Below are 24,091 nucleotides of genomic sequence, written 5' to 3'. Positions count from 1 at the left end.
CTTATCATTAGTTGTACTCGTCTAGAGTAATCGGTAAGTGAGACCTAGCGAATACTTCATTTCGTTCAGACCTGAGGGTAGCGGCAGGGGAAGTGATTTCCGCACAGCTTCCAGCGTACTTTTATAAAATAACCGATTACCTTTCTTCCATTCAAAATTCTGTAATTGACCTTGTGAATCTAAATGTAAAATAAAGCTGACCTGGCCTTCTATATTGCGTTTTTGTGCACGTCGCGGGTATTGCTTGTTGTGGTCAATCCGTTTCACCAGCTCTGAAAGGTGTTCATCTCTCAGGGCTGCGTTGGATTTCAGAGCTGGTTTGGTTGCCAGTCTCTCCTGAAAAGCTTCCGAAGCTGACTGTGGCGTATCATTCTTTATCTCTTTCTTATCATCAATGGGTAAGCGTTTTTCAAAGTGCTGAGGCTCAACCACGGGTTCCGACTGCACTGGTTTTGGTTTTGGTTTGTGCTCAGCTATGGGTTTGAGCTCTTGCTCTATTGGAGGCTCTTTAGTCGTGGAGGTAAGCGGTTCTGTGGGTTGCAAAGGAGGTATTGGGGGAGTGATAGACGCTTTGGGTGCTGCTGCACTCACCACCAGTTTTATACTACTGGCCTGAGGTAGATCGTGAGAGATCTGGCTCGGTTTATTATTCTGGTTGAGATGCCACATAAGCCCCGTATGTAACAGCAAGGATATAGCGCCCCCAGTGAGCCAGATTAGCTTTGTGGGATTGTTCTCATTGTGCACTTTCATTCTTCAGTCATAAGCTCGAGATTATTGATTCCGGCACGTCTTATGATGTCGATCACATAAATGATTTTATCGTATCGACTCTGCTGGTCGGCCTGGAACTGAACAATGAGATCGGGCGATTGCTGATGTAATGATTTCAGGCGGGCTTCGATAACATTCTCGTGAACCGCTTCTCTATCTATGTAGTAGATACCGTTTTGATCTATCGAAACCAGAACAGTTTTAAGCTCGGAAATATCATCCCCGGTGCTGGATGTAGGGAGTTGAATCTCAAGTTGCTTGGGTTCAACGAAATGCGCTGTCAGCATAAAGAACACCAACAGTAAAAAGACGATGTCGATCAGCGGCGTCATATTCAAAATGGCATTTTGCTGAACCGGTGATTTGTAATCCATATTGTTATTGTGCTGTCATCGGTGGTTGGGGCTGATCACTCTCATGGAGTACCAGAGCTGCAGCTTTCTGCAAGCGCCAGTGAAAACGTGCTAAAGCGGATTCCCAGAAGTGAAGCAGTATCAGTAGAGGGATGGCGACAGATAAGCCTATCCCTGTGGTCAGCATAGCTTCCCAAATACCTCCTGCAAGGGCCATTGCATCTACGGCTCCGCCAGCATTTTCAATGACCTGAAAAGCTTTGATCATTCCTGTGATTGTTCCTAATAAGCCCAGTAGGGGCGCGGTTTGGGCAAGGATTGAAACCGTTTTCATGCCTGACTCATAAGGCTTCAGCTCTTTATGAATATGGTGGTTAGCGGCTTCGTGAAGGTCAGTATGATCCCCCTTAGATTTGGATTTGCTCAGTAGTTGATATACCAGACGCTTTTCAGGGCCCTCGGGCCATTGTTCGAGGGGGTGGTTAAAGTTTACTCGGTGGGTAAACAAGAGGTGAAGGTAACGCGCTGCAATAATACTGATACCTAAAATTGAATAAGCCAACAGAATCCAAACGACAGGACCTCCTTTATCTAACCAGGTCATACGGGTACTCCTCTCCAGGCAGTGTTGATGGCAACCAGCACTAACATCAGGGCGCCTGTACGTGTTAATCCCGATTGCCATTGGCTAAGTTGATTGCGAAGCTCTTTTCCTAGCAGTGCAACACCGTATCTGACCAACAAAGAGGGTATGACGATTGCCCCTAGTCCAAAGCAGAGTGCAACGGCACCTCCCCAGATTATATCTGCGCTCTGAGCGGCTACCGTGAGTAAGCCAAGCAACGGTACACAGGGGGTTAGGGCAAGAGAAAAGCCCAAAAAATAGAGGTGAGCAATGCCTTGAGATTTTGCAGGTGGTGCGTCTGTTGCAATGATATTTGCATCGTTCATATCCGATTTTTTTGATGTGCTACAACGTGTATGAGGGGCTTGCCGCCACATTTTTAATGCAAGCCAAAGCGTGATTAACGAGACACCGAACGGTATTCCTGGATGCTTCAGGAATGTTTGTAAGACCTGACCTATCGCCGCAGCACAAATACCTAAGACCAAATAGCCGCTGAGCCGACCGCTCATAAATGGCAATATCACCGACCTGAAGGCCCTTTGAGATGCGGGCCCGAGCAGGACAGGTCCAAGATAGGGAAGGCAGCTGAGGTTGCAGGGGCCGGTGCCGAAGCTAAGCCCAATAAAAAATGCCGAGAGGGTTGCCGCGGCGAGTGTGAGTTGCAGCAAATCAGGGCTCATGATTTTACCTTTCTAGCCGTATCCAGATTTACAACTTTGATTTCATCCCATTGTTTCTGAGCTTTTTTGCGCTTTTTGAAGTAGTTGGGATCTGCGCTGAATATCGGAATATTCAGGTAACGCAGTTGTAATACATCTTTATCTGGACAGAATTCAACGCAGCGGCCACATAGAGTGCAGTCGGGCAAAGTAATATCATGACTTTTTTCAACATGATTAAAGTCGGTCTGAAGCTCCCGAATGTCCATAGGGCAGGCTTCAGCGCAAAGCCCGCATTTATCGCAACGTGATGTCCCCTTTTTTACCAGCCGGGCAAGACCGAGTTTTCTGAATACTGCGTGCAGTGCCAGCATCGGGCATATTCGGCAAAAGGGTTGCCTTAGCGTCATTGCAAGCGCAAGGGTTAGCCCAAAGAGAAAATCCCCAAGAATGGAGAGCACCATGTAACTTGGTGTTGAGGTATCCACGAAGACCTGATCTGTATCTGCGCTCAGAAGTGTGGTCAGAATTCGGCTGGGACAGATCTGGCAGAATGGGTCCCCCCACTCATCTGAGAGGAAACCGAGGCTTGTCAGGGCTGGTAATCCAAACACAAGTCCACCAAGCATTAGCCACTTTACCGGCCGGACTTTATCTACAGCGGTGTGAGATAGACTATCAACTTTTCTGACCCCCAGCTTCTGTCCGAGGAGTTGCATCACCTCCTGAAAAAAACCTAGTGGGCAGACCCAGCCACAGAATGCTTTGTTCAGGATGATAAACATAATGAAGAAGGTAGCGAGTGTCGTGAAAACGGGCATCACAATCATTAAAAACTGACCGCTATCGACAGCGGATCCTAAACGGTGATGGAACTGATGCTGCAGTGGGATCAATGCACAGTAGTCAGCATTCATCTGATCATAAGCACAGCTGAGTGAAGGCAGTGCACCTGAGATTTTATCCGCAGCATAGAAGCCTACAATGACCGAACCGTAGACCAGGAAAATGAACATGATTAGCTGAATGAATCGGCGTAAAACTGTTAGGTTCATAATTGTGCTCATGATCGCTTTCTCCGGTTGTACGCTGGAAGTTTACGTATTAATAGGAGGCCTGTTAGCGCACCAAATCCGATGAACAGGAAACCTAGAGATGCACTTTTCCAGTTTTGTGGGCTAACCCTGTAGGGGGCTGAAAGGCTGGTTTCATGTCGTGTTCCGTCTGCTTCAATTGATGTGAATAGGCGTAATTCCCCTGGAGGTGTAGCGTTGCGTTGAACAATTATCTTTGGGAAATCCTCAGGTATGGTCAGCGTTACGATCCCATCTTCATTCGTGTGCATAATCTGAGAAGAACCAAAGGATGTGCTGGCTAAAATGGGATGAGATGCCAGAGGATTGCCATCAAAGAGGATCTTGAAAAAGTAACTATTACGACTCTCATATTTCCAATGCTCGCGTGGCAGCGGCGCTGGAATAATCTGTAATCTGCTGGTGGTCTCATTAAGAAGCTCTTGTGGAGAAGCGTCTACGGGACGTCCGTTGAGGTATATATAACGTATGGCGCTGACTTCTAACCCTTCAGAGTGCTGCTGTGCAAAAAGGGCATGATAACTATTTTTACCGGTAGGCTTCAGTTGAATGGTTGCACTATCATGACTTAGGTCGGAGCGGGTCAGATCAGAGTGAATCAACACTATCTCCACTGGCTGGGTTTCGTCCAAGTCAGTGAGTAAGAGTGTTTTGGCTCCTCTTTTGTGATGAGGATCTGGAGCGGTTGGTACCGGTTGCCAGTGTAGGTCAGCATACGCGCTGTTAATCTGGAGGAGTACTAATAGGATTGTGATCCTGAACATAGGCTTTGCGTTTACTTTCTATGGGGATATTGGGTGGCGATTCTATCCAATCCGAATTTCTTTGCCCTGTGACTGAGTGTCACATGTGACAATTGGTCACATAGATATTGAACCCCATGCCTTTGCGAACTGTCGGATCAATTTTTCAGGCTTATCTAGTGCTATTTTGTAAATTTCTAATATGCTTGGTTTATATATTGAGTGAACAAGGTAGAATAAGTAGCTAGGCTAATGTTACGACTAAGTGCGATTTTCAAGATATTAGGCCAGCGTTACTCACGGCCTTATTCTTTTCTCTATCTATTGGCTTTTTTCGAGCCTCACTTTCCCAGGGATTAAGGGGTACTTTCCCGATGTATGTAACCACTATTGTCAGTAATGATCGTGAACTTACCGACTGCTTGTCCGGTGTTTTGGGAGATGAGTACCAGACAATTATGGTGTCTGGATTAGCAGCTTGTTCAGTGGATTCTTGTCTGGTTATTTTAGGTTACGACCAAATTCAATCTTATTCTGAAGCGCAACTTAAGGTTCAGATTGAGGAGAAGGAATCGTCCGGTGTCCCAGTTATACTGGTTTGGAAAGAGGAGGCTGAGGATCATAGAGAGTTGGCGATTGAACTCGGCTGTTCTGACTATCTGGCTGCGCCTTTATACCCATCGGTGGTCAATGCGAAATGTAAAACTTATATAAGCTTAGCCAGACTCAAGCATAATTACGCAGCGGCCTCTGGGGACGATTCTTCGTTGGTAGAGCAAGAGCAATTTATGGAGGCGCAGGAGCTGATTGCGGTTCAGGATGCCGCAATCCTGTGTTTAGCTACGATAGCCCGAGTCAGAGATCATTCGACAGGCAATCATATATTGCGCACGCAACATTACGTTAAAGCATTGGCAGAACATCTAAGAAAGCATCCAAATTATAAATCCCAGTTAGATAAAGAAACTATTGAGCTGTTTTATAAGACTTCAGCGCTCCACGATGTGGGCAAGGTAGGGATACCTGATCATATATTACAGAAACCCGGGACTTTGACGCCTTCCGAGTATGAGGTGATGAAAACTCATACGGTTCTGGGTTATCAGGCGGTTAACTCTGCGCATGAGATGTTGGCAAAAAACGCGGGTTCTAAAGCGATCAGATTTCTCGAAATTGCTCAGCAGGTCACGTTGAGTCATCATGAGCGTTGGGATGGGCTCGGTTACCCTCAGGGGTTAAAGGGTGAGGAGATACCTCTGGTGGCAAGGTTGATGGCTGTCGCAGATGTTTATGATGCCATGATATCGAGAAGACCCTATAAAAGTGCATTGGATCACGCAAAAGTGACAGATGTCATTCAGGGCGGGAGTGGAACTCATTTTGATCCGGTAGTAGTCGATGCTTTTATGGATCTGCAGGATATGTTTGATCGGATATCGACCAAGCTGGAAGATGTATTTCCTTCCAGTGCTGATCTGACTTTGCACTCTATGGCTGATCTGATCAGTCAGAATGACCTGGTGACTCCGGAGAGGCATTAGTCCTGGCAGGGTTTATTCCTGCATGCTGTCTTCCAGGCAGTGGAGAAGGTTATTGACCTTATCAAAGGTCTCCTCATACTCCATTGAGGTCACTGAATCTGCGACAATTCCACCACCGGCCCAGCAATAGATCTTACCTGATTCACACAACAGTGTTCTGATAGTGATACTGGTATCCATTCTGCCGCACAAGCTGATATAGCCGATAGAACCGCAGTATATAGATCGACGATGGGGTTCCAGCTCCTCGATGATCTCCATCGCCCTAATCTTAGGAGCCCCTGTAATTGATCCACCTGGAAAGCAGTGTTTCATTAAGGCTATGGGCGAAAATTCGGGTCTTAACTTTCCGGTGACTGTGCTGACCTTATGGTGCACGTTGGCATAGCTTTCGATATTGAACAGTTTTGGGACTTTGACAGAGTTATGCTGGCAGACTTTACTCAGATCGTTCCTGAGCAGATCTACAATCATCAGGTTTTCTGCACGATCTTTAATTGAGTCGCTTAACTCTCTGCGAAGTCGAGCATCCTCATCTTTATTGTCTGACCGTGGGCGGGTGCCTTTGATCGGCTTGGTCGTGACCTGAAGAGATTTTGCTTCAAGAAATTGTTCAGGAGACAGGGAGAGTATTTGATCGCTACCCGAATCGATAAAAGCCGAATAAGGGGTAGGAGCTACCGTTCTGAGTTTTTTATAAGCGCTCCAGCTATCCCCCTCATATTGACTGTCAAAGCGCTGAGCAAAGTTAACCTGATAGCAATCGCCGGAATGGATATACTCATCAACCAGCTTTAATTTAGCATTGTATTCAGCCGCATTCATATTTGCACTGAATGGACGCTTGAGTGTAAAGCTATTGGCGTTAACTCCGGCAGCAGACAGAAGTCGTGCCTCAACCGAAACAATGTCGGTTGCGTTGACTCTGTCATCACTAATCAATGCTGCTGTTTGTTTTTCATGATCAACTACGACAGCCCACAGGTACATACCAACGCGCATATCGGGCAGTGTAGTGAAATCATCTGCAAGTTCGGGAAGCTTTTCAATACCTCGGCCTAAATCGTAGGTGAAGTGACCGATAATCCCGCCCTGAAAGGGTAAGTCGTCGTGCTCCTGGGTATCGCGCTTATATTTACTGTAAAGCTGCTCCAGCGCGGTAAAAGGATCATCACCTGCCTTGACCTCTAATACTTCAGCCGGTGCAGCTGAGAGAATATCAAATCTCCCCCATGGGCATCGGGGACGTCCGCTATCAAGAAAGACAGCGTGTCCCATATCACGGATTTTTTCGAAATAGGGTTCGCTACAGGGCAAGTAGGGGAGCGCGCGTTGGGTGATCAAAGAACTGGCTTACTTATGTCATTGGATTAAAGTATGACGAATTGTAAGTAACCCGCATGGGGCTGTCTATGATGAATGGAAAATTACCTGATACCCAAATTGTCGACAATAATGCTAATCTGTATCCATCTTTAAGCTAGAATGCTTTTACTTAGTTGCTCATAAACATTTTTTACAGAGTACGGCAGTTTCATGAAACACCCATTTTCAGTTGAGAAGCGTGAGTTCCATCTTCCTGATCAGCATATTAAGTACAGAGTCTACAGAAACCCGGATATTGCCAGTAAACGTCGTTTGGTACTGCTTCATGGTGCAGGTGTTGCGGGCGTTGATACCTGGGAACACATCATTATGTTTCTCTCATATTGGTCTGAAGTACTTGTCCCAGATCAGCGCGGAATGGGGGAGACGCATTATCCTGATAAAAAGGAGCACCCCTTTACCGCGCAAGAGTTAGTTGGAGATATTAATGCGCTGGTGGATCACCTTGGTTGGTGGCAGTTCGATCTGGGGGGCTATTCTATGGGGGGATTAGTCTCCCTTCTGTTAAAGCAGCAACATGCTGATCGTATTGGTAAACAGTTCCTGCTGGAATCTGCTGTACTTGATAGGCCCTGCTGGGAGACAACTGTTGATCTACGTAATCAGTTTTCATCTGCTGCAGTACATTTAAGGCAGTCGATGGATGTTGATAGGGGGATCAAGAACTTTCTCGATGCGATATCCCCCAATCGTAGAGTCTCACCTCAGGTGGAAAAGCTCACAGTGAGCCGGTTAGGGAGTCGGCCAATAGGTTTTGCCAATGCACTGGATTGTGTCACAAAAGCGATTCAGGGGATTGATCGTGAAGCACTGGTTGCTGCTCAGGGAGATGTAACCAGCTTTATTGGTGGTAATAGTGTGGAGTTGATGCACCAGTATCAGCGTGAACTGGCTGAAAGGATGCCCAACTGGCACTACTTTCTTATGGCAGGAACAGACCACTCATTGCCGTTCCAAAAGCCTCGTCAGATAGCACGCATAATGAATACTGAGATGGAGCGTTATCTGGAAAATTAGAAATACAGAGATATAGGGCAAAACCCTTAAACTTTTGTATTGTGTTGACAATTTTTCGCCAATTTCGAGTTGACTGCGTAAAAACGCGAAGGTATCGTGATCAAAGTTCGAAATTGTCGACAATCTTAAATTTTGGTTGTTATGACAGAAATAGTAGATGACAAAGCGTTCCAATCGGAATCGCGCACATTGGCTGACCGGGTTTGCGAGGAGATCGTAAACGCTATTGTAGTAGGCGATATCCCGCCAGGTCAGAAAATTAGTGAGCCTGAGCTTGCTCGAACTTACGGTATCAGTCGTGGACCTTTAAGAGAGGCGATGCGGCGGTTAGAAGCCTTAAGGTTGGTCGAACGAAAGCCTCATATTGGTGCGCGGGTTGTTAACCTGTCGGCAAAAGAGCTGGTTGAGATCTATCGTGTACGTGAAGCATTAGAGGGTATGGCCTGTCGTCTGGCTGCGGAAAATATGCCGCAAGATGAGATTGATAGCCTACGTACTTTGCTAAATGAGCACGAACAGAATATCGAACAGCTTGATGGACGTTCATATTTTCAAAAAGAGGGTGATCTGGATTTTCACTACCGGATTGTTCATGGCAGCAAGAACTCCAAGCTGCTTGAATTTCTCGGGGGTGATCTTTATCACCTGGTACGAATGTATCGTTATCAATTTAGTGTCTCTAGCTCGCGACCAAAGCGTGCGTTGAAAGAACACCGTCAGATTATCGATGCGATTGAATCGCGCGATCCTGAACTGGCGGAGATGTTAATGCGACGTCATATTGGTGCAGCACGCAGAAATGTGGAAGAGAAACTAAATGCAGCGACCGAAACCAGAGGGGAATAACATGTCCAATAACTTGTCTGCCGGTGCACGTTTTCGTAAGGCACTAGCTGAAACAAATCCACTTCAGATCGTTGGTACTACAAACGCTTACCATGCCATGATGGCTGAACGAGTTGGTCACAAGGCAATCTATCTGTCTGGTGGCGGCGTTGCAAACCACTCTTACGGCCTGCCTGATCTGGGTATGACATCTATGAACGATGTTCTGGCTGATGTAAGCCGAATCACAAGTGCAGTAGAAACTCCACTCATGGTAGATATCGATACCGGTTGGGGTGGTGCATTCAACATCGCACGTACAGTTAAAGAGATGACCAAAGCGGGCGCTGCAGCTGTTCATATTGAAGACCAGGTTGCACAGAAGCGTTGTGGTCACCGTCCTAACAAAGAGATTGTTTCTCTGGAAGAGATGGTTGATCGTGTTAAAGCAGCGGTTGATGCAAAAACAGATGATGATTTCTTTGTAATGGCACGTACAGATGCTTTCCAGATGGAAGGTCTGAATGCCGCTGTAGAACGTGCGCAGGCATGCCTTGAAGCGGGTGCTGATGGCATCTTCGCTGAAGCTGTACACACGCTGGATGACTATAAAGCGTTCTCTGACGGCATCAATGGTGCTCATCTACTTGCAAACATTACAGAGTTTGGTGCGACGCCTCTGTTCAATACATCTGAACTGGCTGAAAATGGCGCAACAATGGTTCTGTATCCGCTTTCTGCATTCCGTGCTGCTAACAAAGCTGCTCTGGGTGTATATGAAGCACTGCTGCGTGACGGCGATCAGAAAGCCGTTGTCGACACTATGCAGACCCGTATGGAACTTTACGATTTCTTGAACTATCACGACTTCGAGCAGAAGCTGGATGGTTTGTTTGCTGAAGGTAAGAATAAGTAAGCAAACAGGTTTTTGAGTAGAGATTACTTAAATCGATTTAAATAAGTGGGCCGTAAGAGCCCACACAGATAGGAAAACAGGAGCACATTATGGTCGATAAAAAACTGGGTGGAGCTGGTCTACGAGGTCAGTCTGCAGGTGAAACCGCACTGTGCACCGTAGGTAAAACCGGCGCTGGTCTGACCTACCGTGGCTATGATATTAAAGAACTGGCTGATAAAGCGCAGTTTGAAGAAGTTGCATATCTTCTGCTTTACGGAAAGCTGCCTAATCAGGCTGAGCTGGACGCTTACAAAACAAAATTGAAAGGCCTGCGCGCTCTTCCTGAAGCACTGAAAGTGGTTCTGGAGCAGATTCCTGCAGATGCTCATCCAATGGATGTTATGCGTACGGGTTGTTCTATGTTGGGTAATCTGGAAACAGAGATGGATTTCTCTGAACAGCATGATCACATCGATCGTATGCTGGCGGTTTTCCCGGGCATGATCAACTATTGGTATAACTTCAGCCATAACGGTACGCGTGTTGAAGTGGAAACCGATGCTGACTCAATTGCTGAACAGTTCCTTTGGACTCTGCATGATAAGAAGCCTGAGCCTCTGCATGTGCAGGTAATGCATGCTTCTTTGATCCTGTATGCAGAGCATGAGTTTAATGCTTCTACCTTCACGGCTCGTGTGTGTGCTTCTACGTTGTCTGATATCCACAGCTGCGTAACCGGTGCGATCGGTTCCCTGCGTGGTCCTCTGCATGGTGGCGCAAACGAAGCAGCGATGGAGATGATCGAGAACTGGCGTTCTGCTGATGAAGCAGAAGCTGAGATCATGGGCATGCTGGAACGTAAAGATAAGATCATGGGCTTTGGTCATGCAATCTACCGCGAATCTGATCCGCGTAATGCGATCATTAAAGAGTGGTCTAAGAAGCTGTCCGAACAGGTAGGTGATGAATACCTGTATGCCGTGTCTGAGCGTGTTGAAGCGGTGATGTGGCGCGAGAAGAAACTGTTCTGTAACGCAGACTTCTTCCATGCATCTGCATACAACTTCATGGGTATTCCAACGAAGCTGTTTACGCCGATCTTCGTATGTTCCCGTGCAGCTGGATGGACAGCTCACGTTATGGAGCAGCGTGCTAATAACCGTATCATCCGTCCTTCTGCAGATTACACCGGTCCAGAAACTTCTGAATGGGTTGCAATCGAAGATCGTCCATAAGAGACGACCCGCTGACAGCGGCCTGCGGGTCGCTGTTCTGATTTGAATAACAAAGGTAGAGAGATCTGCTTTTCGGACCTCCTTCTACCTGAATAAACCTGACAGGTTGTGCTATGAACACAGAATATCGCAAGCCTTTACCTGGTACCTCTGTAGATTACTTCGATACCCGCGCGGCTATCGAAGATATCCAGCCAGGTGCCTATGCAAAACTGCCTTACACTTCACGTGTATTAGCGGAGCAACTGGTACGTCGTTGTGAGCCAGAAGCGCTGACCGACTCCCTGAAACAACTTATTGAAACTAAGCGTACGCTGGACTTTCCTTGGTATCCTGCACGTGTTGTATGTCATGACATCCTGGGTCAGACAGCACTGGTAGACCTGGCGGGTCTGCGTGATGCAATTGCTGACCAGGGCGGTGATCCTGCTGCGGTTAATCCGGTTGTACCTACGCAGCTGATCGTTGACCACTCTCTGGCTGTTGAAGCGCCAGGTTTCGATCCCGATGCGTTTGAAAAGAACCGTGCAATTGAAGATCGTCGTAACGAAGACCGTTTCCACTTTATCGAGTGGTGTAAGACTGCCTTTGATAATGTAGATGTTATCCCTGCGGGTAACGGCATCATGCATCAGATTAATCTGGAGAAGATGTCTCCGGTGATCCAGAACCGTGACGGCGTTGCTTTCCCTGATACCTGTGTAGGTACCGACTCCCACACGCCTCACGTTGATGCACTGGGTGTAATCGCGATCGGTGTGGGTGGTCTGGAAGCTGAAACTGTCATGCTGGGTCTGCCATCAATGATGCGCCTGCCGGACATCGTTGGTGTGAAGATTGTTGGTGAGCGTCAGCCTGGTATTACGGCGACCGATATCGCTCTGGCGATGACAGAGTTCCTGCGTAACGAGAAAGTCGTTTCCGCTTATCTGGAGTTCTTTGGTCCGGGTGCATCTACGCTGTCTATCGGTGACCGTGCAACTCTGTCAAATATGACACCTGAATATGGTGCGTCTGCCGGTATGTTCTACATTGATGAACAGACCATCGATTACCTGAAGCTGACAGGCCGTGAGCCTGAGCAGGTTGCACTGGTTGAGCAGTACGCTAAAGAGACAGGCCTTTGGGCTGATGATCTGGTTGAAGCTGAGTACGAACGTGTACTGGAATTCGATCTATCTACCGTTGTGCGCAACATGGCTGGTCCTTCTAACCCACATCGTCGTTTGCCAACGACTGCGCTAAATGAGCGCGGTATCGCAGGGGATGAGATGCTGGCGGCTGCAAAAGCTGAAGAAGCTGAAGGCCTGATGCCAGATGGTGCGGTTATCATCGCGGCAATTACATCTTGTACAAATACCTCAAACCCACGCAACGTTGTTGCAGCAGGTTTGGTAGCTAAGAAAGCTAACGAACTTGGGCTGATTCGTAAGCCTTGGGTGAAAAGCTCATTTGCTCCAGGTTCAAAAGTTGCAAAACTGTATCTGGAAGAAGCAGGTCTTCTACCAGAGCTGGAGAAGCTGGGCTTTGGTATTGTTGCTTACGCTTGTACGACCTGTAACGGTATGTCCGGTGCATTGGATCCAGTGATCGAAAAAGAAGTGGTTGATCGTGACCTGTACGCAACGGCTGTACTGTCTGGTAACCGTAACTTTGACGGCCGTATTCATCCGCATGCCAAGCAGGCGTTCCTGGCATCTCCTCCACTGGTTGTTGCCTATGCAATTGCGGGTACTGTGCGTTTCGATATTGAGAAAGATGTTCTGGGTAACGACAAAGATGGTAACCCGATCACTCTGAAAGATATCTGGCCAAGTGATGAAGAGATCGATGCACTGGTAGCTAAGAGCGTTAAGCCTGAGCAGTTTAACCAGATCTACATCCCAATGTTCGATCTGGGTGATGTAGAGCGTGCTGATAGCCCTCTGTATGACTGGCGCCCAATGTCTACTTACATCCGTCGTCCTCCATATTGGGAAGGTGCTTTGGCGGGTGAGCGTACGATGAAGGGAATGCGTCCACTGGCAGTTCTGGGTGATAACATCACTACTGACCATCTGTCTCCATCTAACGCAATTCAGGCGTCCAGTGCGGCGGGTGAGTATTGCGCGAAAATGGGTCTGCCGGAAGAGGACTTCAACTCTTACGCAACTCACCGAGGTGACCATCTGACTGCGCAGCGTGCAACGTTCGCTAACCCGAAACTGCTGAACGAAATGTGCCGTGATGAAAATGGTGAAGTGAAGCAGGGTTCTCTGGCACGTATCGAGCCGGAAGGTACCGAAAGCCGTATGTGGGAAGCGATCGAAACCTACATGGAGCGTAAGCAGAATCTGATCATCGTTGCAGGTGCTGATTACGGTCAGGGCTCTTCCCGTGACTGGGCGGCAAAAGGTGTCCGTCTGGCGGGTGTTGAAACCATCGTTGCTGAAGGCTTTGAGCGTATTCACCGTACCAACCTGGTCGGTATGGGTGTACTGCCAGTTCAGTTTAAAGAGGGTGATACCCGTAACACTTATGGTATTGATGGAACAGAGACCTTCGATATCGTTGGTGATATCTCACCACGCTGCGATCTGACTCTGATTATCAACCGTGCAAACGGCGAGACAGTTGAGGTTCCAGTAACCTGTCGTCTTGATACTGCTGCTGAAGTGCATGTGTACAAGGCGGGTGGCGTTCTGCAGCGTTTCGCAAAGGACTTCCTGGAAGGTAGTGCTTAAGCGTAGTTGAATCGATAGGCGTTGCTTGTAAGCCTCTATCCGGTCTTAGGGCAGGATAGAGGCATTAAAAAGTCGAGCAGGCAATGCCCATCATTTTTGAATACTTTTACTAACGATCACTAGCCAGAGTAGAGAAACCGTCATAGAACGGAATAGTTATCGTCACTAAAAGTTTTCTTAACCGTGATGCTTTTCATCATCACATAATTTAAGAAAGGATGAACAGATGTCTCATGTACCACAGATAAAAATCCCAGCGACGTATATTCGCGGTGGAACCAGTAAAGGTGTTTTCTTTCGTCGTCAGGATCTGCCTGCGGTAGCGCAGGAGCCGGGTGAAGCGCGTGATAAAATTTTGATGCGTGTAATCGGAAGTCCGGACCCTTACGGTCAGCAGATTGATGGGATGGGTGGTGCAACTTCCAGTACCAGTAAGACGGTAATTTTGGATAAGAGCGCAGAACCGGATCATGATGTTGATTATCTGTTCGGTCAGGTAGCGATCAATAAGGCGTTTGTCGATTGGTCGGGCAACTGCGGTAATTTGACAGCGGCTGTGGGTGCTTTCGCTATCAGTGGTGGTCTGGTTGATCCTGAGCGTATTCCGGAAAATGGGATCTGCACAGTGCGTATCTGGCAGAAGAATATCAAGAAAACAATCATTGCCCATGTTCCGATCACTAACGGTGAAGTACAGGAAACCGGTGATTTTGAGTTGGATGGTGTGACATTCCCGGCTGCTGAAGTGGTGATCGAGTTTATGGATCCGGCAGATGGTGAAGGTTCCATGTTCCCAACTAATAATCTGGTTGATGATCTGGAGGTACCAGCCTTTGGTGATAAACCAGCGGCAACCTACAAGGCCACTATGATCAATGCTGGTATCCCGACGATTTTCGTCAATGCTGCAGACATTGGTTACACCGGTACCGAGCTGCAAAAAGACATTAACGGCAATGCCGATGTACTGGCCTGGTTCGAGCATGTCCGTGCTCACGGTGCCGTGAAGATGGGGCTGATTGAGAACATCGAAGAAGCGGTAGCGCGTCAGCATACGCCGAAAATCGCATTTGTCGCGCCTGCCACCGATTATGAGGCATCCAGTGGTAAGCAGATCTCTGAAAATGATATCGATGTGTGTGTTCGTGCACTCTCCATGGGTAAATTACACCATGCGATGATGGGGACAGCATCTGTTGCTATCGCAACCGCAGCAGCGGTTCCGGGAACTCTGGTCAACCTGGCTGCAGGTGGCGGTGAGCGCGATGCGGTAACCTTCGGTCATCCTTCCGGGACTTTACGCGTAGGTGCGGCGGCTGAAGAGAAAGCTAACGGTGACTGGACTGCAACCAAGGCGGTCATGAGTCGTAGTGCTCGTGTTGTCATGGAGGGGAACGTACGCATTCCCGGTGATAGTTTCTAATTGTGTTGTAAAGTTGAAGAGCGGAAGGTGAGTTAGTTTACCTATCAGAGCTAGCTTACTGTTCTTCCTTAAGCCCCACGCTGCAAAGCGTGGGCTTTTTTTATCTGGAACCTTTTAATACATTATCTCTTTCGCTGTGCAGCCTTTGCTGATTGCAGGGCAAAGACTGCTGTGGTCCTACGCGCGGTTATAGTGTCCCTCAGCCTCTCACATCTGGGTTATTCCTAATCCCACCAGAAATACCAGTTTTCGTGATTAATCAGAACCTCTGCTAATTTTGCGATCGTCTCTACACCCTGATCAACAATATCTGGACAGTAGAGGAACTGCTCCCATGCTAGCTCCATCGCCTCCTCAGGTGTTTTCGGTGGTCTGGTGATATAAGCTTCGATTACATCGTTACTAACAGCGACAATATACGCGCCGTACTTGTGTTGCCATCTTTTCCAGATTGCGCAATGGAGTTCTGGAGCCGGGCACTCGTTCCAGCTTCCGAAATTGAAATAAGCCGGAACTTTCCAATTGTGGTTGGTTTTTATTTTTGCGCCGATCAGGTTGGGAAGTGGCTCACCTGTCATGATATCTGATGCCAGCATGAAGGGCTGTTTGGCTGAGGATTCCTCCCTCCACTCTCCTGTAAGTACACCGAGGTCTCTCTCTGAGAGTAGTTTCGCCCTACGTTCGTTGAACCAGTGGTCGATATCAAGGTTGGCAACTTTTCGGATGATCTCTTTAGGTGTTTGGGTGGCCTCCAAAAGAGCTTCTTCAATATAGGCTTTGTCCTCATCGCAGCCACACACGATCACTTTGTTATCTTTGGATGTTGTTTTGATCGCCTTTTCAAAGGCAGAGGAGGCATCAAGGCTTATAAATTTCACGCAGTTTCCAAATGAGCATCAGGTTAGAGATGAAAATTCAGAGCATTGTAGCGTCTTTAGATTGGATGGGATATTGGTGTTCATGATCGGGTTTTATGGGGTACCGCTTAGGAGGTATTTTTATAAATTAACCTATTGATATATGGGAATAAATTATTCATAAGGCGTCTTTTTATGAGGCCTTATATTTGATAGATATCAATACGTAACAGTAACGACCGGGTAAAGTGGAGGCAGAATTATAGCGAGGAAGCATCATGTCGAACCCATTCAATGATCTTATTAGTCAGGCGCAGCAGCAGGATCAGCCACAGCGGCTACTGTTTCTTTTTGCGCAAATAGAGAAGCAGGAGAGCAAGAAACACAAAAGAAGACAGAGAGGCTCCCTGGTGCCTGTTATGTGTGTTGATAAGCTGCCGGGTGAGTTATCAGTCTTCTCTGAATTTACACAAGAGGCGGACCAGATCTCTTCAGATTGGGATTTTATGCTGGCTGCGGGGCTTTGTGGTGAGGGGGGGGTAGCACCAAGCTCAGATGATGCCGAGCCTCATCTTAATAAGATGGCGAACGATCTGATGATGGGGGCAGACTTGTCCAAATATGTGATTCTGGACAGGGAGGCTAATCTGGTCGTGTTGAGCGCGGCCTGATCTGTTTTCTCTGGACAAAAAAAGCCCGATGATCTCTCATCGGGCTTTTTTGTCGAACCTAAAAAATATTCAGGTTACTTTTTGTTTTCCTGGCGCTCTTTTGCCTCAGCGATAACCGCGTCTGCAACAGAGTTTGGACAAGCTGCGTAGTGAGAGAACTCCATAGAGAACTGACCACGACCTGAAGTCATTGTACGTAGATGTCCGATGTAACCGAACATTTCAGACAGAGGTACATCTGCTTTGATACGCACACCGGAACCTGCAGTGTCTTGACCAGAGATCATGCCGCGACGACGGTTCAGGTCACCGATAACATCACCCACGTGATCTTCTGGAGTGAACACGTCAACTTTCATAATAGGTTCAAGCAGCTGAGCGCCTGCTTTAGGGATAGATTGACGGAATGCGCCTTTTGCAGCGATTTCGAACGCTACTGCAGAGGAGTCAACCGCGTGGAATCCACCGTCAAACAGTTCAATTTCAACATCCAGTACAGGGAAGCCAGCCAGCACACCCTGATCCATCATGCTTGCAAAGCCTTTTTCAACAGCAGGGAAGAACTCTTTAGGTACATTACCACCCACAACAGTGGAGGAGAATGTGAAACCAGAGTTTGGCTCACCTGGCTTGATGCGGTAGTCGATCTTACCGAACTGACCAGAACCACCAGACTGTTTCTTATGAGTGTAACTATCTTCAACTTCCTGAGTGATCGTTTCACGATAAGCAACTTGTGGCTCACCAACAATCAGGTCAACGCCGTAAGTGCGCTTCAGGATGTCTACCTTGATGTCCAGGTGAAGCTCACCCATACCGCGAAGGATAGTCTGACCGCTGTCTTCATCAGTGTGAACCAGGAAAGTAGGATCTTCTGCAACCATTTTGCCGATCGCCAGACCCATTTTCTCAGCACCGCCTTTGTCTTTAGGCTCAACGGCGATAGAGATTACTGGCTCAGGGAATACCATAGCTTCAAGTGTACATTCATGCTTAGGATCACAAAGAGTGTGACCTGTCTGTACATTTTTCATACCTACGATTGCGATGATGTCACCCGCTTGAGCAGAGTCTAGCTCTTTACGCTCATCGGCTTCCATCTCACACATACGACCAACACGTTCAGTTTTGCCTGTGAACGAGTTAAGGATCGTGTCGCCTTTGTTCAGTACACCGGAATAGATACGTACGAATGTCAGAGCACCGAAACGGTCATCCATGATTTTGAATGCCAGTGCACGGAAAGGCTCATCAACAGATACAGTTGCAACTTCACCAGTTGGCTCACCAGTAGCGTCAGTCAGATCCTGTGGAGCAACTTCAGTAGGTGATGGTAGGTAGTCTACAACAGCGTCAAGAATCAGCTGGATACCTTTGTTCTTGAAAGCGGAGCCACAATAAGTAGGGAAGAACGCTAGTTCAAGGGTACCTTTACGGATGCAACGCTTGATCTCTTCGACAGAAGGCTGTTCACCTTCCATGTACGCCATCATCAGGTCATCATCTTGTTCAACAGCTGTTTCGATCAGCTGTTCGTGGTACATCTCAACGTCTTCTACCATGTCAGCAGGAACGTCTTGAATCTTGAAGTTTTCAGGAAGGCCTGAATCATCCCAGACGTATGCTTTCTTAGAAAGAATGTCTACAACACCAACAAAGTCATCTTCACGACCAATTGGCAGGGTCATAACCAGTGGCTTAGCAGCCAGTACGTTCTCGATCTGATCTACAACTTTCAGGAAGTCAGCACCAAGACGGTCTAGTTTGTTTACGAAGATGATACGGGAAACACCGGATTCATCAGCATAACGCCAGTTAGTTTCTGACTGAGGCTCAACACCACCGGAACCACAGAATACACCGATACCGCCGTCTAATACTTTCAGTGAACGATATACTTCTACAGTGAAGTCAACGTGTCCCGGAGTATCGATAACGTTCATACGGTGATCATCCCAAAAAGTGGTGATCGCCGCTGACTGGATAGTAATACCGCGCTCAGCTTCCTGTTCCATGAAATCCGTTGTAGATTCACCATCGTGAACCTCACCAGTCTTATGGATTTTACCAGTAAGCTTTAGGATACGTTCTGTTGTAGTGGTTTTACCCGCATCTACGTGCGCGAAAATACCAATATTTCTGTACTTGGATAAATCTGTCATCTCTTTACTCGACTAAAGTGAGGTCATAAAAATTGCGCGACATTATACATTTATTTATGTGATATTTCGAAGAGAAATTACGTTGAAATTTAGCTTTTTTATGGTTTTTTTAACTGATTTGTTCTTTCACCAGATATCTCTTTGATATTTATCGATTTAATTCCTCTGTTGATGTCGGCCAAAGGGCTCTATGACCTTTGTAAATATCTTAAGAGTTACCACTACGAGTTTTATTTAAACGTCAAATCGGAGTATCTTCACCCTATGTTTTTCCCATCGTTACTAGGCCGGTCATTGCGGTAGTTTTTCAGGAGTAGAGTGATGCTAAGTTATGAAACCATCGTCACATTCATGCTGGCATCGGTGCTGCTATCTATTGCTCCGGGGCCTGATAATATTTTTGTTTTGATTCAGTCGGCGCTACATGGTCGTTTGGCGGGTGTGGTTGTTACGCTTGGGCTCTGTACCGGCCTGATCTTTCATACTCTTGCGGTGGCACTGGGTGTAGCAGTGATCTTTCAGGTCAGTGCCGTTGCATTCACACTTCTGAAAGTGGTGGGTGTAGCCTATTTGATCTATCTGGCCTGGGGGGCGTTCCGAGCAGCTTCATCATCGATAGATGGTGCTGAGGTACCGGTGTTGAGTCGCTGGTCGCTTTATAAGCGGGGGATTCTTATGAGTATGACTAACCCTAAACTGGCGATCTTCTTCATGGCATTTTTGCCTCAGTTTGCTGATCCTGCACGGGGTGATTTAACTCATCAGTTATTACTGCTTGGGGGCCTGTTTATTATTGCGGGCTTCTCTGTCATGGCGACGTTTGCATTGATGTCGGGTTTTATTCGTGAATGGTTTCAGACCTCTCCGGTTGGTCAGCGTGTGATTAATCAGTTGGCGGGTGTCGTCTTCATCGGTCTGGCACTGAAGTTGTTAACCACTGAGCGATAATTTGTATCAGATCAATCATCACTGAATATATTGAGAGCGTCAGTGCATTGCTGCAGGTAGCTGATTATAATGCGCGCTGTTTTTCCTGATCAAAAGAAAGGTTGCCGTTTAATGGACGCTCTGGACGAAATTAAAGAATTTCTTGCTTGTGAAACACCTGATAGCTGGATTGAAGCAGCACTCCAGAATCAGGATATTATGTTGATTGATCATGCTCACTGTGAGAAGAAAGCCGCTTCTACGGCGATGAATCTGATGTTTCGCTATGTAGACCGTCTCGATCTACTGAATAAGATGTCCCGACTCGCCCGAGAAGAGTTGATCCATTTTGAGCAAGTGTTGGCCATTATGCAGGATAGAGGGGTGGTGTATGACCATATGTCCCCAGCCCGTTATGCGGCAGGGATGCGCCAGCATGTGCGCACTTCAGAACCCGGCCGGCTGATTGATCTGCTTATTATTGGTGCGTTCATTGAGGCACGTTCGTGTGAACGGTTTGCTAAGCTTGCTCCTTTTCTGGATGATGAGTTGGCAAAGTTTTATCGTTCCCTGCTGAAGTCTGAGGGGCGTCACTATCAGGATTACCTGGGGCTGGCTGCAGATTATGCCGGAGAGCCGATCGAGGAGCGTGTTGCTTTCTTTAGAGCGGTTGAGAGTGAGTTGATTGAGTCAGAAGATGATGAGTTTCGCTTTCATAGTGGAGCTCCATCGTTCATGACCTCAAAGGCCTCAGCTGTATAAGCGTAAAACAGTCGTATAAGCATAAAAAAGCCGCTTTAATCAGCGGCTTTTTTAATTTCGAAACTGATGAGATCAAATCCATCACTATCAACTTTCAGATACCACCCCAATTGGTCCCAATCACCCAGAACGATTCGCTTGGCTTGCTGGCCGTTGAGATCAATCTCATGGATTGCTGGACGGTGGGTATGTCCATGAATCATCAGCGTGACCTTCGAATCGTCGAGTGTTTGCTTAACAGTATGCGGGTTCACATCGGTAATGTAGTCTGATTTTTCAGTAGTGCGCTGTTTGCTGGTATCCCTCAGCTGGCGGGCAATGCTCAAGCGTTCCTCTAGCGACTTGCTGAGGAACTCCTGCTGCCAGGCAGAATCGCGTACCAGAGATCGGAACTGCATATATTCCTGATCATCAGTGCATAGTTGGTCGCCATGCAGTATTACGGCATCACCAACTGGCAAATGTTCAGTGGTGATCTCAGGCAGAAGTGTTGCACCGATCATCTGCATAAACGATTCGCCCACCAGGAAATCACGGTTCCCATGCTGGAAAAATATTTTACAGCCGTTGTCGCTTAACGATTTCAGCTGCGTGATCAGTGATTCAAGTCCGGGGGTTGGGGCATCATCGCCAATCCAGGCCTCAAAAATATCGCCGAGTAGGAATAGTGAGTCTGCATCCTCTTGTATCGTATGCAGAAAATGTAAAAACGCCCGGGTCAGATCCGGGCGTTCAGGTTTCAGATGGAGATCTGAGACAAAATAGACTGACATTACTCTTCGGTGCTTTCGGCTTCGTCTGAAACGATTTCAGCGGACTCGATTACCACATCTTCAACCGGAACATCCTGATGACCGGCACGCATTGTAGTCGAAGTGGTTTTAATCTTATTGACCACATCCATGCCATCAATGACTTTACCAAATACTGCGTAGCCCCAGCCTTCAGTTGTCTTAGCTGTGTGATCCAGGAAAGTATTATCAGAGACATTAATAAAAAACTGAGCTGATGCGCTATGCGGGTCCATGGTACGGGCCATTGCAATAGTGCCATTGGCATTAGATAGACCGTTATCCGCTTCATTTTCAATCGTTCCGCGGGTGTCTTTCTGAACCATGCCAGGCTCAAAGCCACCGCCCTGAATCATGAAACCGTTGATTACCCGATGAAAGATAACACCGTTGTAAAAACCTTCACTGACATATTGTTCGAAGTTTGCTGCTGTTTTTGGAGCTTTTTCGTGATCCAGTTCCAGAGAGATATCACCAAAATTAGTATGGAGAATAATCATTGTTGTAATGTCCACTTCTTCGCCTTTAACCGGGCCATTATACGCAAGTATAAGAGAAACGCATCATTGTTTGTTCTTTAGAATCAGATAAATGCTGCTTGATGTGTGATGGATGAGGTTTGGAAATAAATTACGATCCACAAGACTCGCTTATCGTGTAAATTTGTAAATTCTTCCGCTTCGCTACTGCCATTTAGCAAGCGCATCCGTTTATAATGGTCGCCAATTTTCTGTCTTACTTTTCTGAAAAGAAATAGAGACGCTACAGATTTCAGCTACGTCGGAACCAGACCTTACCTATGAGCACTACAGAAAGCAGTAAACTAACAAACTTTATTCACCAGGTCATCGAGCAGGATCTGGAAGAGGGTAAAAACAGCGGTAAGGTCGTAACCCGCTTTCCTCCGGAACCCAATGGCTATCTGCATATCGGTCATGCTAAATCGATCTGTCTCAATTTTGGTACTGCCGAGAAGTATAAGGGTGAGTGTAATCTTCGCTTTGATGACACAAACCCGACCAAAGAGGAGCAGGAGTATGTGGATGCGATTAAGAGTGATGTTCAGTGGTTAGGCTTTAAGTGGGCAGGAGAGGTTCGCTATGCATCTAACTATTTCGATACCTTCTATGAGTGGGCACAGCATCTGATTCGTGAGGGTAAAGCCTATGTCTGTGATCTGAGTCCTGAAGAAGCGAAAGAGTATCGTGGTTGGGCAACCGAGCCTGGTAAAGAGAGTCCTTACCGTGATCGCTCTGCCGAAGAGAATCTGGATCTGCTTGAGCGGATGAAAGATGGCGAGTTTGATGAGGGTAGCCGGGTACTGCGTGCCAAAATTGATATGGCTTCGCCAAACATGAACCTGCGCGATCCAATCCTGTATCGTATCCGTAAAGAGTCCCATCATCAGACTGGTGATAAATGGTGCATCTATCCCAGCTATGATTTCGCCCATGGTCAGGAAGATGCAATTGAAGGGGTGACCCATTCGATCTGTACGCTGGAGTTTGCAGACCACCGCCCATTATATGAGTGGTTTATTGAGAACCTGCCGGTACCATCTAAACCCAGCCAGTATGAGTTTGGACGTCTCAATCTGAACTACACAGTCACCAGTAAGCGTAAGCTGAAGCAGTTGGTGGACGAAGGCCATGTGAATGGCTGGAATGATCCACGCATGCCAACGATCTCCGGCTTACGTCGCCGTGGATATTCTCCGCAGGCCATCCGCAATTTCTGTGACAGTTTGGCGGTATCTAAAACCGACGGCACAGTGGATATGGCACAGTTTGAATATTTCGTGCGTGAAGATCTGGATAAACATGCCCCTCGTGCTATGTGCGTTGTACGTCCTTTGAAAGTGACTATCACCAATTACCCTGAAGATCAGGAGGAGTGGTTTGAGCTACCGAACCATCCTAAAGATGAAAGCATGGGTATGCGTAAAGTTCCGTTCAGCCGTAATTTGATCATCGAACAGGAAGATTTTGCTGAAGTTCCTCCGCGTAAGTGGAAGCGACTAACACAGGGGGTAGCGGTTCGTCTGCGTGGTGCTTATGTGATCACCTGTGAAGAGGTAATCAAAGATACTGATGGTAATGTGGTTGAACTTAAGTGTACCTACGATCCTGCAACCAAAGGGGCGAACCCTGAGGGTTATAAAGCGAAAGGGGTAGTGCACTGGTTATCCACTGATAACTCAGTACCTTGTGAAGTACGTGAGTACGATCGTCTGTTTGCTGAAGAGAATCCTGATGGCGATAAAGAGCGTAGCTTCCTTGAATTTATCAATCCGGAATCTCTGGTTGTTGTTGAAGGTAGCCGCTGTGAAGTCGGTCTGGCTAATGCTGTAGTGGAAAGCCGGTATCAGTTCGAAAGAACCGGGTATTTCTGTGTTGATCCTGATTCTTCAGATGAAAAATTGGTCTTTAACCGCACTGTAGGACTGCGAGACTCCTGGGGAAAATAAAGGCGCTTTAGTCCTCTCTTAGTTCAGTGTGTAATAGCAATAAAAAAAGGCGCCAGGGGCGCCTTTTTTTATTGCGGATGGATCTTTGCCATCTCAGTTAGTTGTTATCTTTTATGACTACCTGTTACTTTCCTCAACTCGAACTTTCCCCACCA

22 protein-coding genes are annotated in these 24,091 nt (G+C 47.1%); 11 read left to right on the top strand and 11 right to left on the bottom strand.

What is annotated here, in order from left to right:
• Positions 1–21 precede the first annotated feature (21 nt).
• From Q0882_RS01230 to Q0882_RS01205, 6 genes are read right to left on the bottom strand one after another with little or no spacing between them, the layout of a single operon-like run.
• Complete coding sequence (locus Q0882_RS01230) at positions 22–753, bottom strand: energy transducer TonB (RefSeq protein WP_299176898.1); 732 nt, start codon at positions 751–753, stop codon at positions 22–24.
• Complete coding sequence (locus tag Q0882_RS01225) at positions 750–1,148, bottom strand: biopolymer transporter ExbD (RefSeq protein WP_299176896.1); 399 nt, start codon at positions 1,146–1,148, stop codon at positions 750–752. The genes Q0882_RS01230 and Q0882_RS01225 overlap by 4 nt, the downstream gene beginning before the upstream one ends.
• 4 nt (positions 1,149–1,152) lie before the next feature.
• Positions 1,153–1,731 carry a MotA/TolQ/ExbB proton channel family protein gene (locus tag Q0882_RS01220; protein WP_299176893.1) on the bottom strand — a complete coding sequence of 193 codons (579 nt, stop codon included), beginning with the start codon at positions 1,729–1,731 and terminating at the stop codon, positions 1,153–1,155.
• Complete coding sequence (locus tag Q0882_RS01215; protein WP_299176891.1) at positions 1,728–2,435, bottom strand: sulfite exporter TauE/SafE family protein; 708 nt, start codon at positions 2,433–2,435, stop codon at positions 1,728–1,730. The genes Q0882_RS01220 and Q0882_RS01215 overlap by 4 nt, the downstream gene beginning before the upstream one ends.
• Positions 2,432–3,481: a 4Fe-4S binding protein gene (locus Q0882_RS01210; protein WP_299176888.1), complete on the bottom strand. Its 1,050-nt coding sequence runs from the start codon at positions 3,479–3,481 to the stop codon at positions 2,432–2,434. The genes Q0882_RS01215 and Q0882_RS01210 overlap by 4 nt, the downstream gene beginning before the upstream one ends.
• The gene (locus Q0882_RS01205; RefSeq protein WP_299176885.1) at positions 3,478–4,272 is read right to left on the bottom strand and encodes a hypothetical protein; all 795 of its coding nucleotides are present in this window, start codon (positions 4,270–4,272) and stop codon (positions 3,478–3,480) included. Before Q0882_RS01205 ends, Q0882_RS01210 begins: the two co-directional genes overlap by 4 nt.
• A 353-nt stretch (positions 4,273–4,625) precedes the next feature.
• On the opposite strand from Q0882_RS01205, the gene Q0882_RS01200 reads away from it, so the two are divergent.
• Complete coding sequence (locus Q0882_RS01200) at positions 4,626–5,792, top strand: HD domain-containing phosphohydrolase (RefSeq protein ID WP_299176882.1); 1,167 nt, start codon at positions 4,626–4,628, stop codon at positions 5,790–5,792.
• Positions 5,793–5,804: 12 nt separating this feature from the next.
• Here Q0882_RS01200 and pabB read toward each other — a convergent pair whose 3' ends face one another.
• On the bottom strand, positions 5,805–7,136 hold the full coding sequence (gene pabB, locus Q0882_RS01195) for an aminodeoxychorismate synthase component I (protein WP_299176879.1): 1,332 nt from the start codon (positions 7,134–7,136) through the stop codon (positions 5,805–5,807).
• 192 nt (positions 7,137–7,328) lie between these two features.
• Here pabB and Q0882_RS01190 point away from each other — a divergent pair, with 192 nt between their 5' ends.
• From Q0882_RS01190 to prpF, 6 genes are all read left to right on the top strand, one after another.
• The gene (locus Q0882_RS01190) at positions 7,329–8,195 is read left to right on the top strand and encodes an alpha/beta hydrolase (RefSeq protein ID WP_299176876.1); all 867 of its coding nucleotides are present in this window, start codon (positions 7,329–7,331) and stop codon (positions 8,193–8,195) included.
• Between the two features lie 141 nt (positions 8,196–8,336).
• Entirely contained in the window at positions 8,337–9,041 is a 705-nt protein-coding gene (locus Q0882_RS01185) for a GntR family transcriptional regulator (protein WP_299176873.1), read from the top strand.
• Position 9,042: 1 nt separating this feature from the next.
• Positions 9,043–9,936: a methylisocitrate lyase gene (prpB, locus tag Q0882_RS01180; RefSeq protein WP_299177418.1), complete on the top strand. Its 894-nt coding sequence runs from the start codon at positions 9,043–9,045 to the stop codon at positions 9,934–9,936.
• Positions 9,937–10,025: 89 nt separating this feature from the next.
• Complete coding sequence (gene prpC / locus Q0882_RS01175) at positions 10,026–11,153, top strand: 2-methylcitrate synthase (protein WP_299176870.1); 1,128 nt, start codon at positions 10,026–10,028, stop codon at positions 11,151–11,153.
• Positions 11,154–11,266: 113 nt separating this feature from the next.
• Positions 11,267–13,876 carry a Fe/S-dependent 2-methylisocitrate dehydratase AcnD gene (gene acnD, locus Q0882_RS01170; protein ID WP_299176867.1) on the top strand — a complete coding sequence of 870 codons (2,610 nt, stop codon included), beginning with the start codon at positions 11,267–11,269 and terminating at the stop codon, positions 13,874–13,876.
• A 226-nt stretch (positions 13,877–14,102) separates the two neighbouring features.
• Complete coding sequence (gene prpF, locus Q0882_RS01165; protein WP_299176863.1) at positions 14,103–15,299, top strand: 2-methylaconitate cis-trans isomerase PrpF; 1,197 nt, start codon at positions 14,103–14,105, stop codon at positions 15,297–15,299.
• A gap of 224 nt (positions 15,300–15,523) precedes the next feature.
• Here the strand turns inward: prpF and Q0882_RS01160 are convergent, their stop codons facing one another.
• Positions 15,524–16,177, bottom strand: a complete 654-nt coding sequence (locus tag Q0882_RS01160) for a DUF4253 domain-containing protein (RefSeq protein WP_299176861.1) — start codon at positions 16,175–16,177, stop codon at positions 15,524–15,526.
• 257 nt (positions 16,178–16,434) lie between these two features.
• Here Q0882_RS01160 and Q0882_RS01155 point away from each other — a divergent pair, with 257 nt between their 5' ends.
• The gene (locus tag Q0882_RS01155; RefSeq protein WP_299176858.1) at positions 16,435–16,827 is read left to right on the top strand and encodes a ribonucleotide reductase subunit alpha; all 393 of its coding nucleotides are present in this window, start codon (positions 16,435–16,437) and stop codon (positions 16,825–16,827) included.
• A 74-nt stretch (positions 16,828–16,901) separates the two neighbouring features.
• On the opposite strand, the gene fusA is transcribed toward Q0882_RS01155, so the two are convergent.
• Positions 16,902–18,989, bottom strand: coding sequence for an elongation factor G (gene fusA / locus Q0882_RS01150; RefSeq protein ID WP_299176855.1), 2,088 nt, complete (start codon positions 18,987–18,989; stop codon positions 16,902–16,904).
• 321 nt (positions 18,990–19,310) lie between these two features.
• Between fusA and Q0882_RS01145 the strand changes: the two genes are divergently transcribed.
• Both Q0882_RS01145 and miaE read left to right on the top strand, forming a co-directional pair.
• A complete protein-coding gene (locus Q0882_RS01145; protein WP_299176852.1) occupies positions 19,311–19,937 on the top strand; it encodes a LysE family translocator in 627 nt (208 codons plus the stop codon).
• 111 nt (positions 19,938–20,048) lie between these two features.
• A complete protein-coding gene (gene miaE / locus Q0882_RS01140; protein WP_299177417.1) occupies positions 20,049–20,678 on the top strand; it encodes a tRNA isopentenyl-2-thiomethyl-A-37 hydroxylase MiaE in 630 nt (209 codons plus the stop codon).
• A gap of 35 nt (positions 20,679–20,713) precedes the next feature.
• On the opposite strand, the gene Q0882_RS01135 is transcribed toward miaE, so the two are convergent.
• Together Q0882_RS01135 and Q0882_RS01130 are read right to left on the bottom strand one after the other, a co-directional pair.
• Positions 20,714–21,451, bottom strand: coding sequence for a UDP-2,3-diacylglucosamine diphosphatase (locus Q0882_RS01135; RefSeq protein ID WP_299176849.1), 738 nt, complete (start codon positions 21,449–21,451; stop codon positions 20,714–20,716).
• Positions 21,451–21,969 carry a peptidylprolyl isomerase gene (locus Q0882_RS01130; protein WP_299177415.1) on the bottom strand — a complete coding sequence of 173 codons (519 nt, stop codon included), beginning with the start codon at positions 21,967–21,969 and terminating at the stop codon, positions 21,451–21,453. Before Q0882_RS01130 ends, Q0882_RS01135 begins: the two co-directional genes overlap by 1 nt.
• A gap of 299 nt (positions 21,970–22,268) precedes the next feature.
• Between Q0882_RS01130 and Q0882_RS01125 the strand changes: the two genes are divergently transcribed.
• Complete coding sequence (locus tag Q0882_RS01125; RefSeq protein ID WP_299176846.1) at positions 22,269–23,936, top strand: glutamine--tRNA ligase/YqeY domain fusion protein; 1,668 nt, start codon at positions 22,269–22,271, stop codon at positions 23,934–23,936.
• Positions 23,937–24,091 lie beyond the last annotated feature (155 nt).

Source organism: uncultured Neptuniibacter sp. (assembly GCF_947498015.1).
Lineage (GTDB): Bacteria > Pseudomonadota > Gammaproteobacteria > Pseudomonadales > Balneatricaceae > Neptuniibacter.
The sequence above is the reverse complement of the archived record's forward strand: the minus strand, read 5'-3'. Positions and strand labels throughout refer to the sequence as shown.

Coding starts and splice junctions, on each gene's coding strand:
- Q0882_RS01230 (WP_299176898.1), bottom strand. CDS start 753: ATGAAAGTGCACAATGAGAACAATCCCACAAAGCTAATCTGGCTCACT.
- Q0882_RS01225 (WP_299176896.1), bottom strand. CDS start 1,148: ATGGATTACAAATCACCGGTTCAGCAAAATGCCATTTTGAATATGACG.
- Q0882_RS01220 (WP_299176893.1), bottom strand. CDS start 1,731: ATGACCTGGTTAGATAAAGGAGGTCCTGTCGTTTGGATTCTGTTGGCT.
- Q0882_RS01215 (WP_299176891.1), bottom strand. CDS start 2,435: ATGAGCCCTGATTTGCTGCAACTCACACTCGCCGCGGCAACCCTCTCG.
- Q0882_RS01210 (WP_299176888.1), bottom strand. CDS start 3,481: ATGAGCACAATTATGAACCTAACAGTTTTACGCCGATTCATTCAGCTA.
- Q0882_RS01205 (WP_299176885.1), bottom strand. CDS start 4,272: ATGTTCAGGATCACAATCCTATTAGTACTCCTCCAGATTAACAGCGCG.
- Q0882_RS01200 (WP_299176882.1), top strand. CDS start 4,626: ATGTATGTAACCACTATTGTCAGTAATGATCGTGAACTTACCGACTGC.
- Q0882_RS01190 (WP_299176876.1), top strand. CDS start 7,329: ATGAAACACCCATTTTCAGTTGAGAAGCGTGAGTTCCATCTTCCTGAT.
- Q0882_RS01185 (WP_299176873.1), top strand. CDS start 8,337: ATGACAGAAATAGTAGATGACAAAGCGTTCCAATCGGAATCGCGCACA.
- prpB (WP_299177418.1), top strand. CDS start 9,043: ATGTCCAATAACTTGTCTGCCGGTGCACGTTTTCGTAAGGCACTAGCT.
- prpC (WP_299176870.1), top strand. CDS start 10,026: ATGGTCGATAAAAAACTGGGTGGAGCTGGTCTACGAGGTCAGTCTGCA.
- acnD (WP_299176867.1), top strand. CDS start 11,267: ATGAACACAGAATATCGCAAGCCTTTACCTGGTACCTCTGTAGATTAC.
- prpF (WP_299176863.1), top strand. CDS start 14,103: ATGTCTCATGTACCACAGATAAAAATCCCAGCGACGTATATTCGCGGT.
- Q0882_RS01155 (WP_299176858.1), top strand. CDS start 16,435: ATGTCGAACCCATTCAATGATCTTATTAGTCAGGCGCAGCAGCAGGAT.
- fusA (WP_299176855.1), bottom strand. CDS start 18,989: ATGACAGATTTATCCAAGTACAGAAATATTGGTATTTTCGCGCACGTA.
- Q0882_RS01145 (WP_299176852.1), top strand. CDS start 19,311: ATGCTAAGTTATGAAACCATCGTCACATTCATGCTGGCATCGGTGCTG.
- miaE (WP_299177417.1), top strand. CDS start 20,049: ATGGACGCTCTGGACGAAATTAAAGAATTTCTTGCTTGTGAAACACCT.
- Q0882_RS01135 (WP_299176849.1), bottom strand. CDS start 21,451: ATGTCAGTCTATTTTGTCTCAGATCTCCATCTGAAACCTGAACGCCCG.
- Q0882_RS01130 (WP_299177415.1), bottom strand. CDS start 21,969: ATGATTATTCTCCATACTAATTTTGGTGATATCTCTCTGGAACTGGAT.
- Q0882_RS01125 (WP_299176846.1), top strand. CDS start 22,269: ATGAGCACTACAGAAAGCAGTAAACTAACAAACTTTATTCACCAGGTC.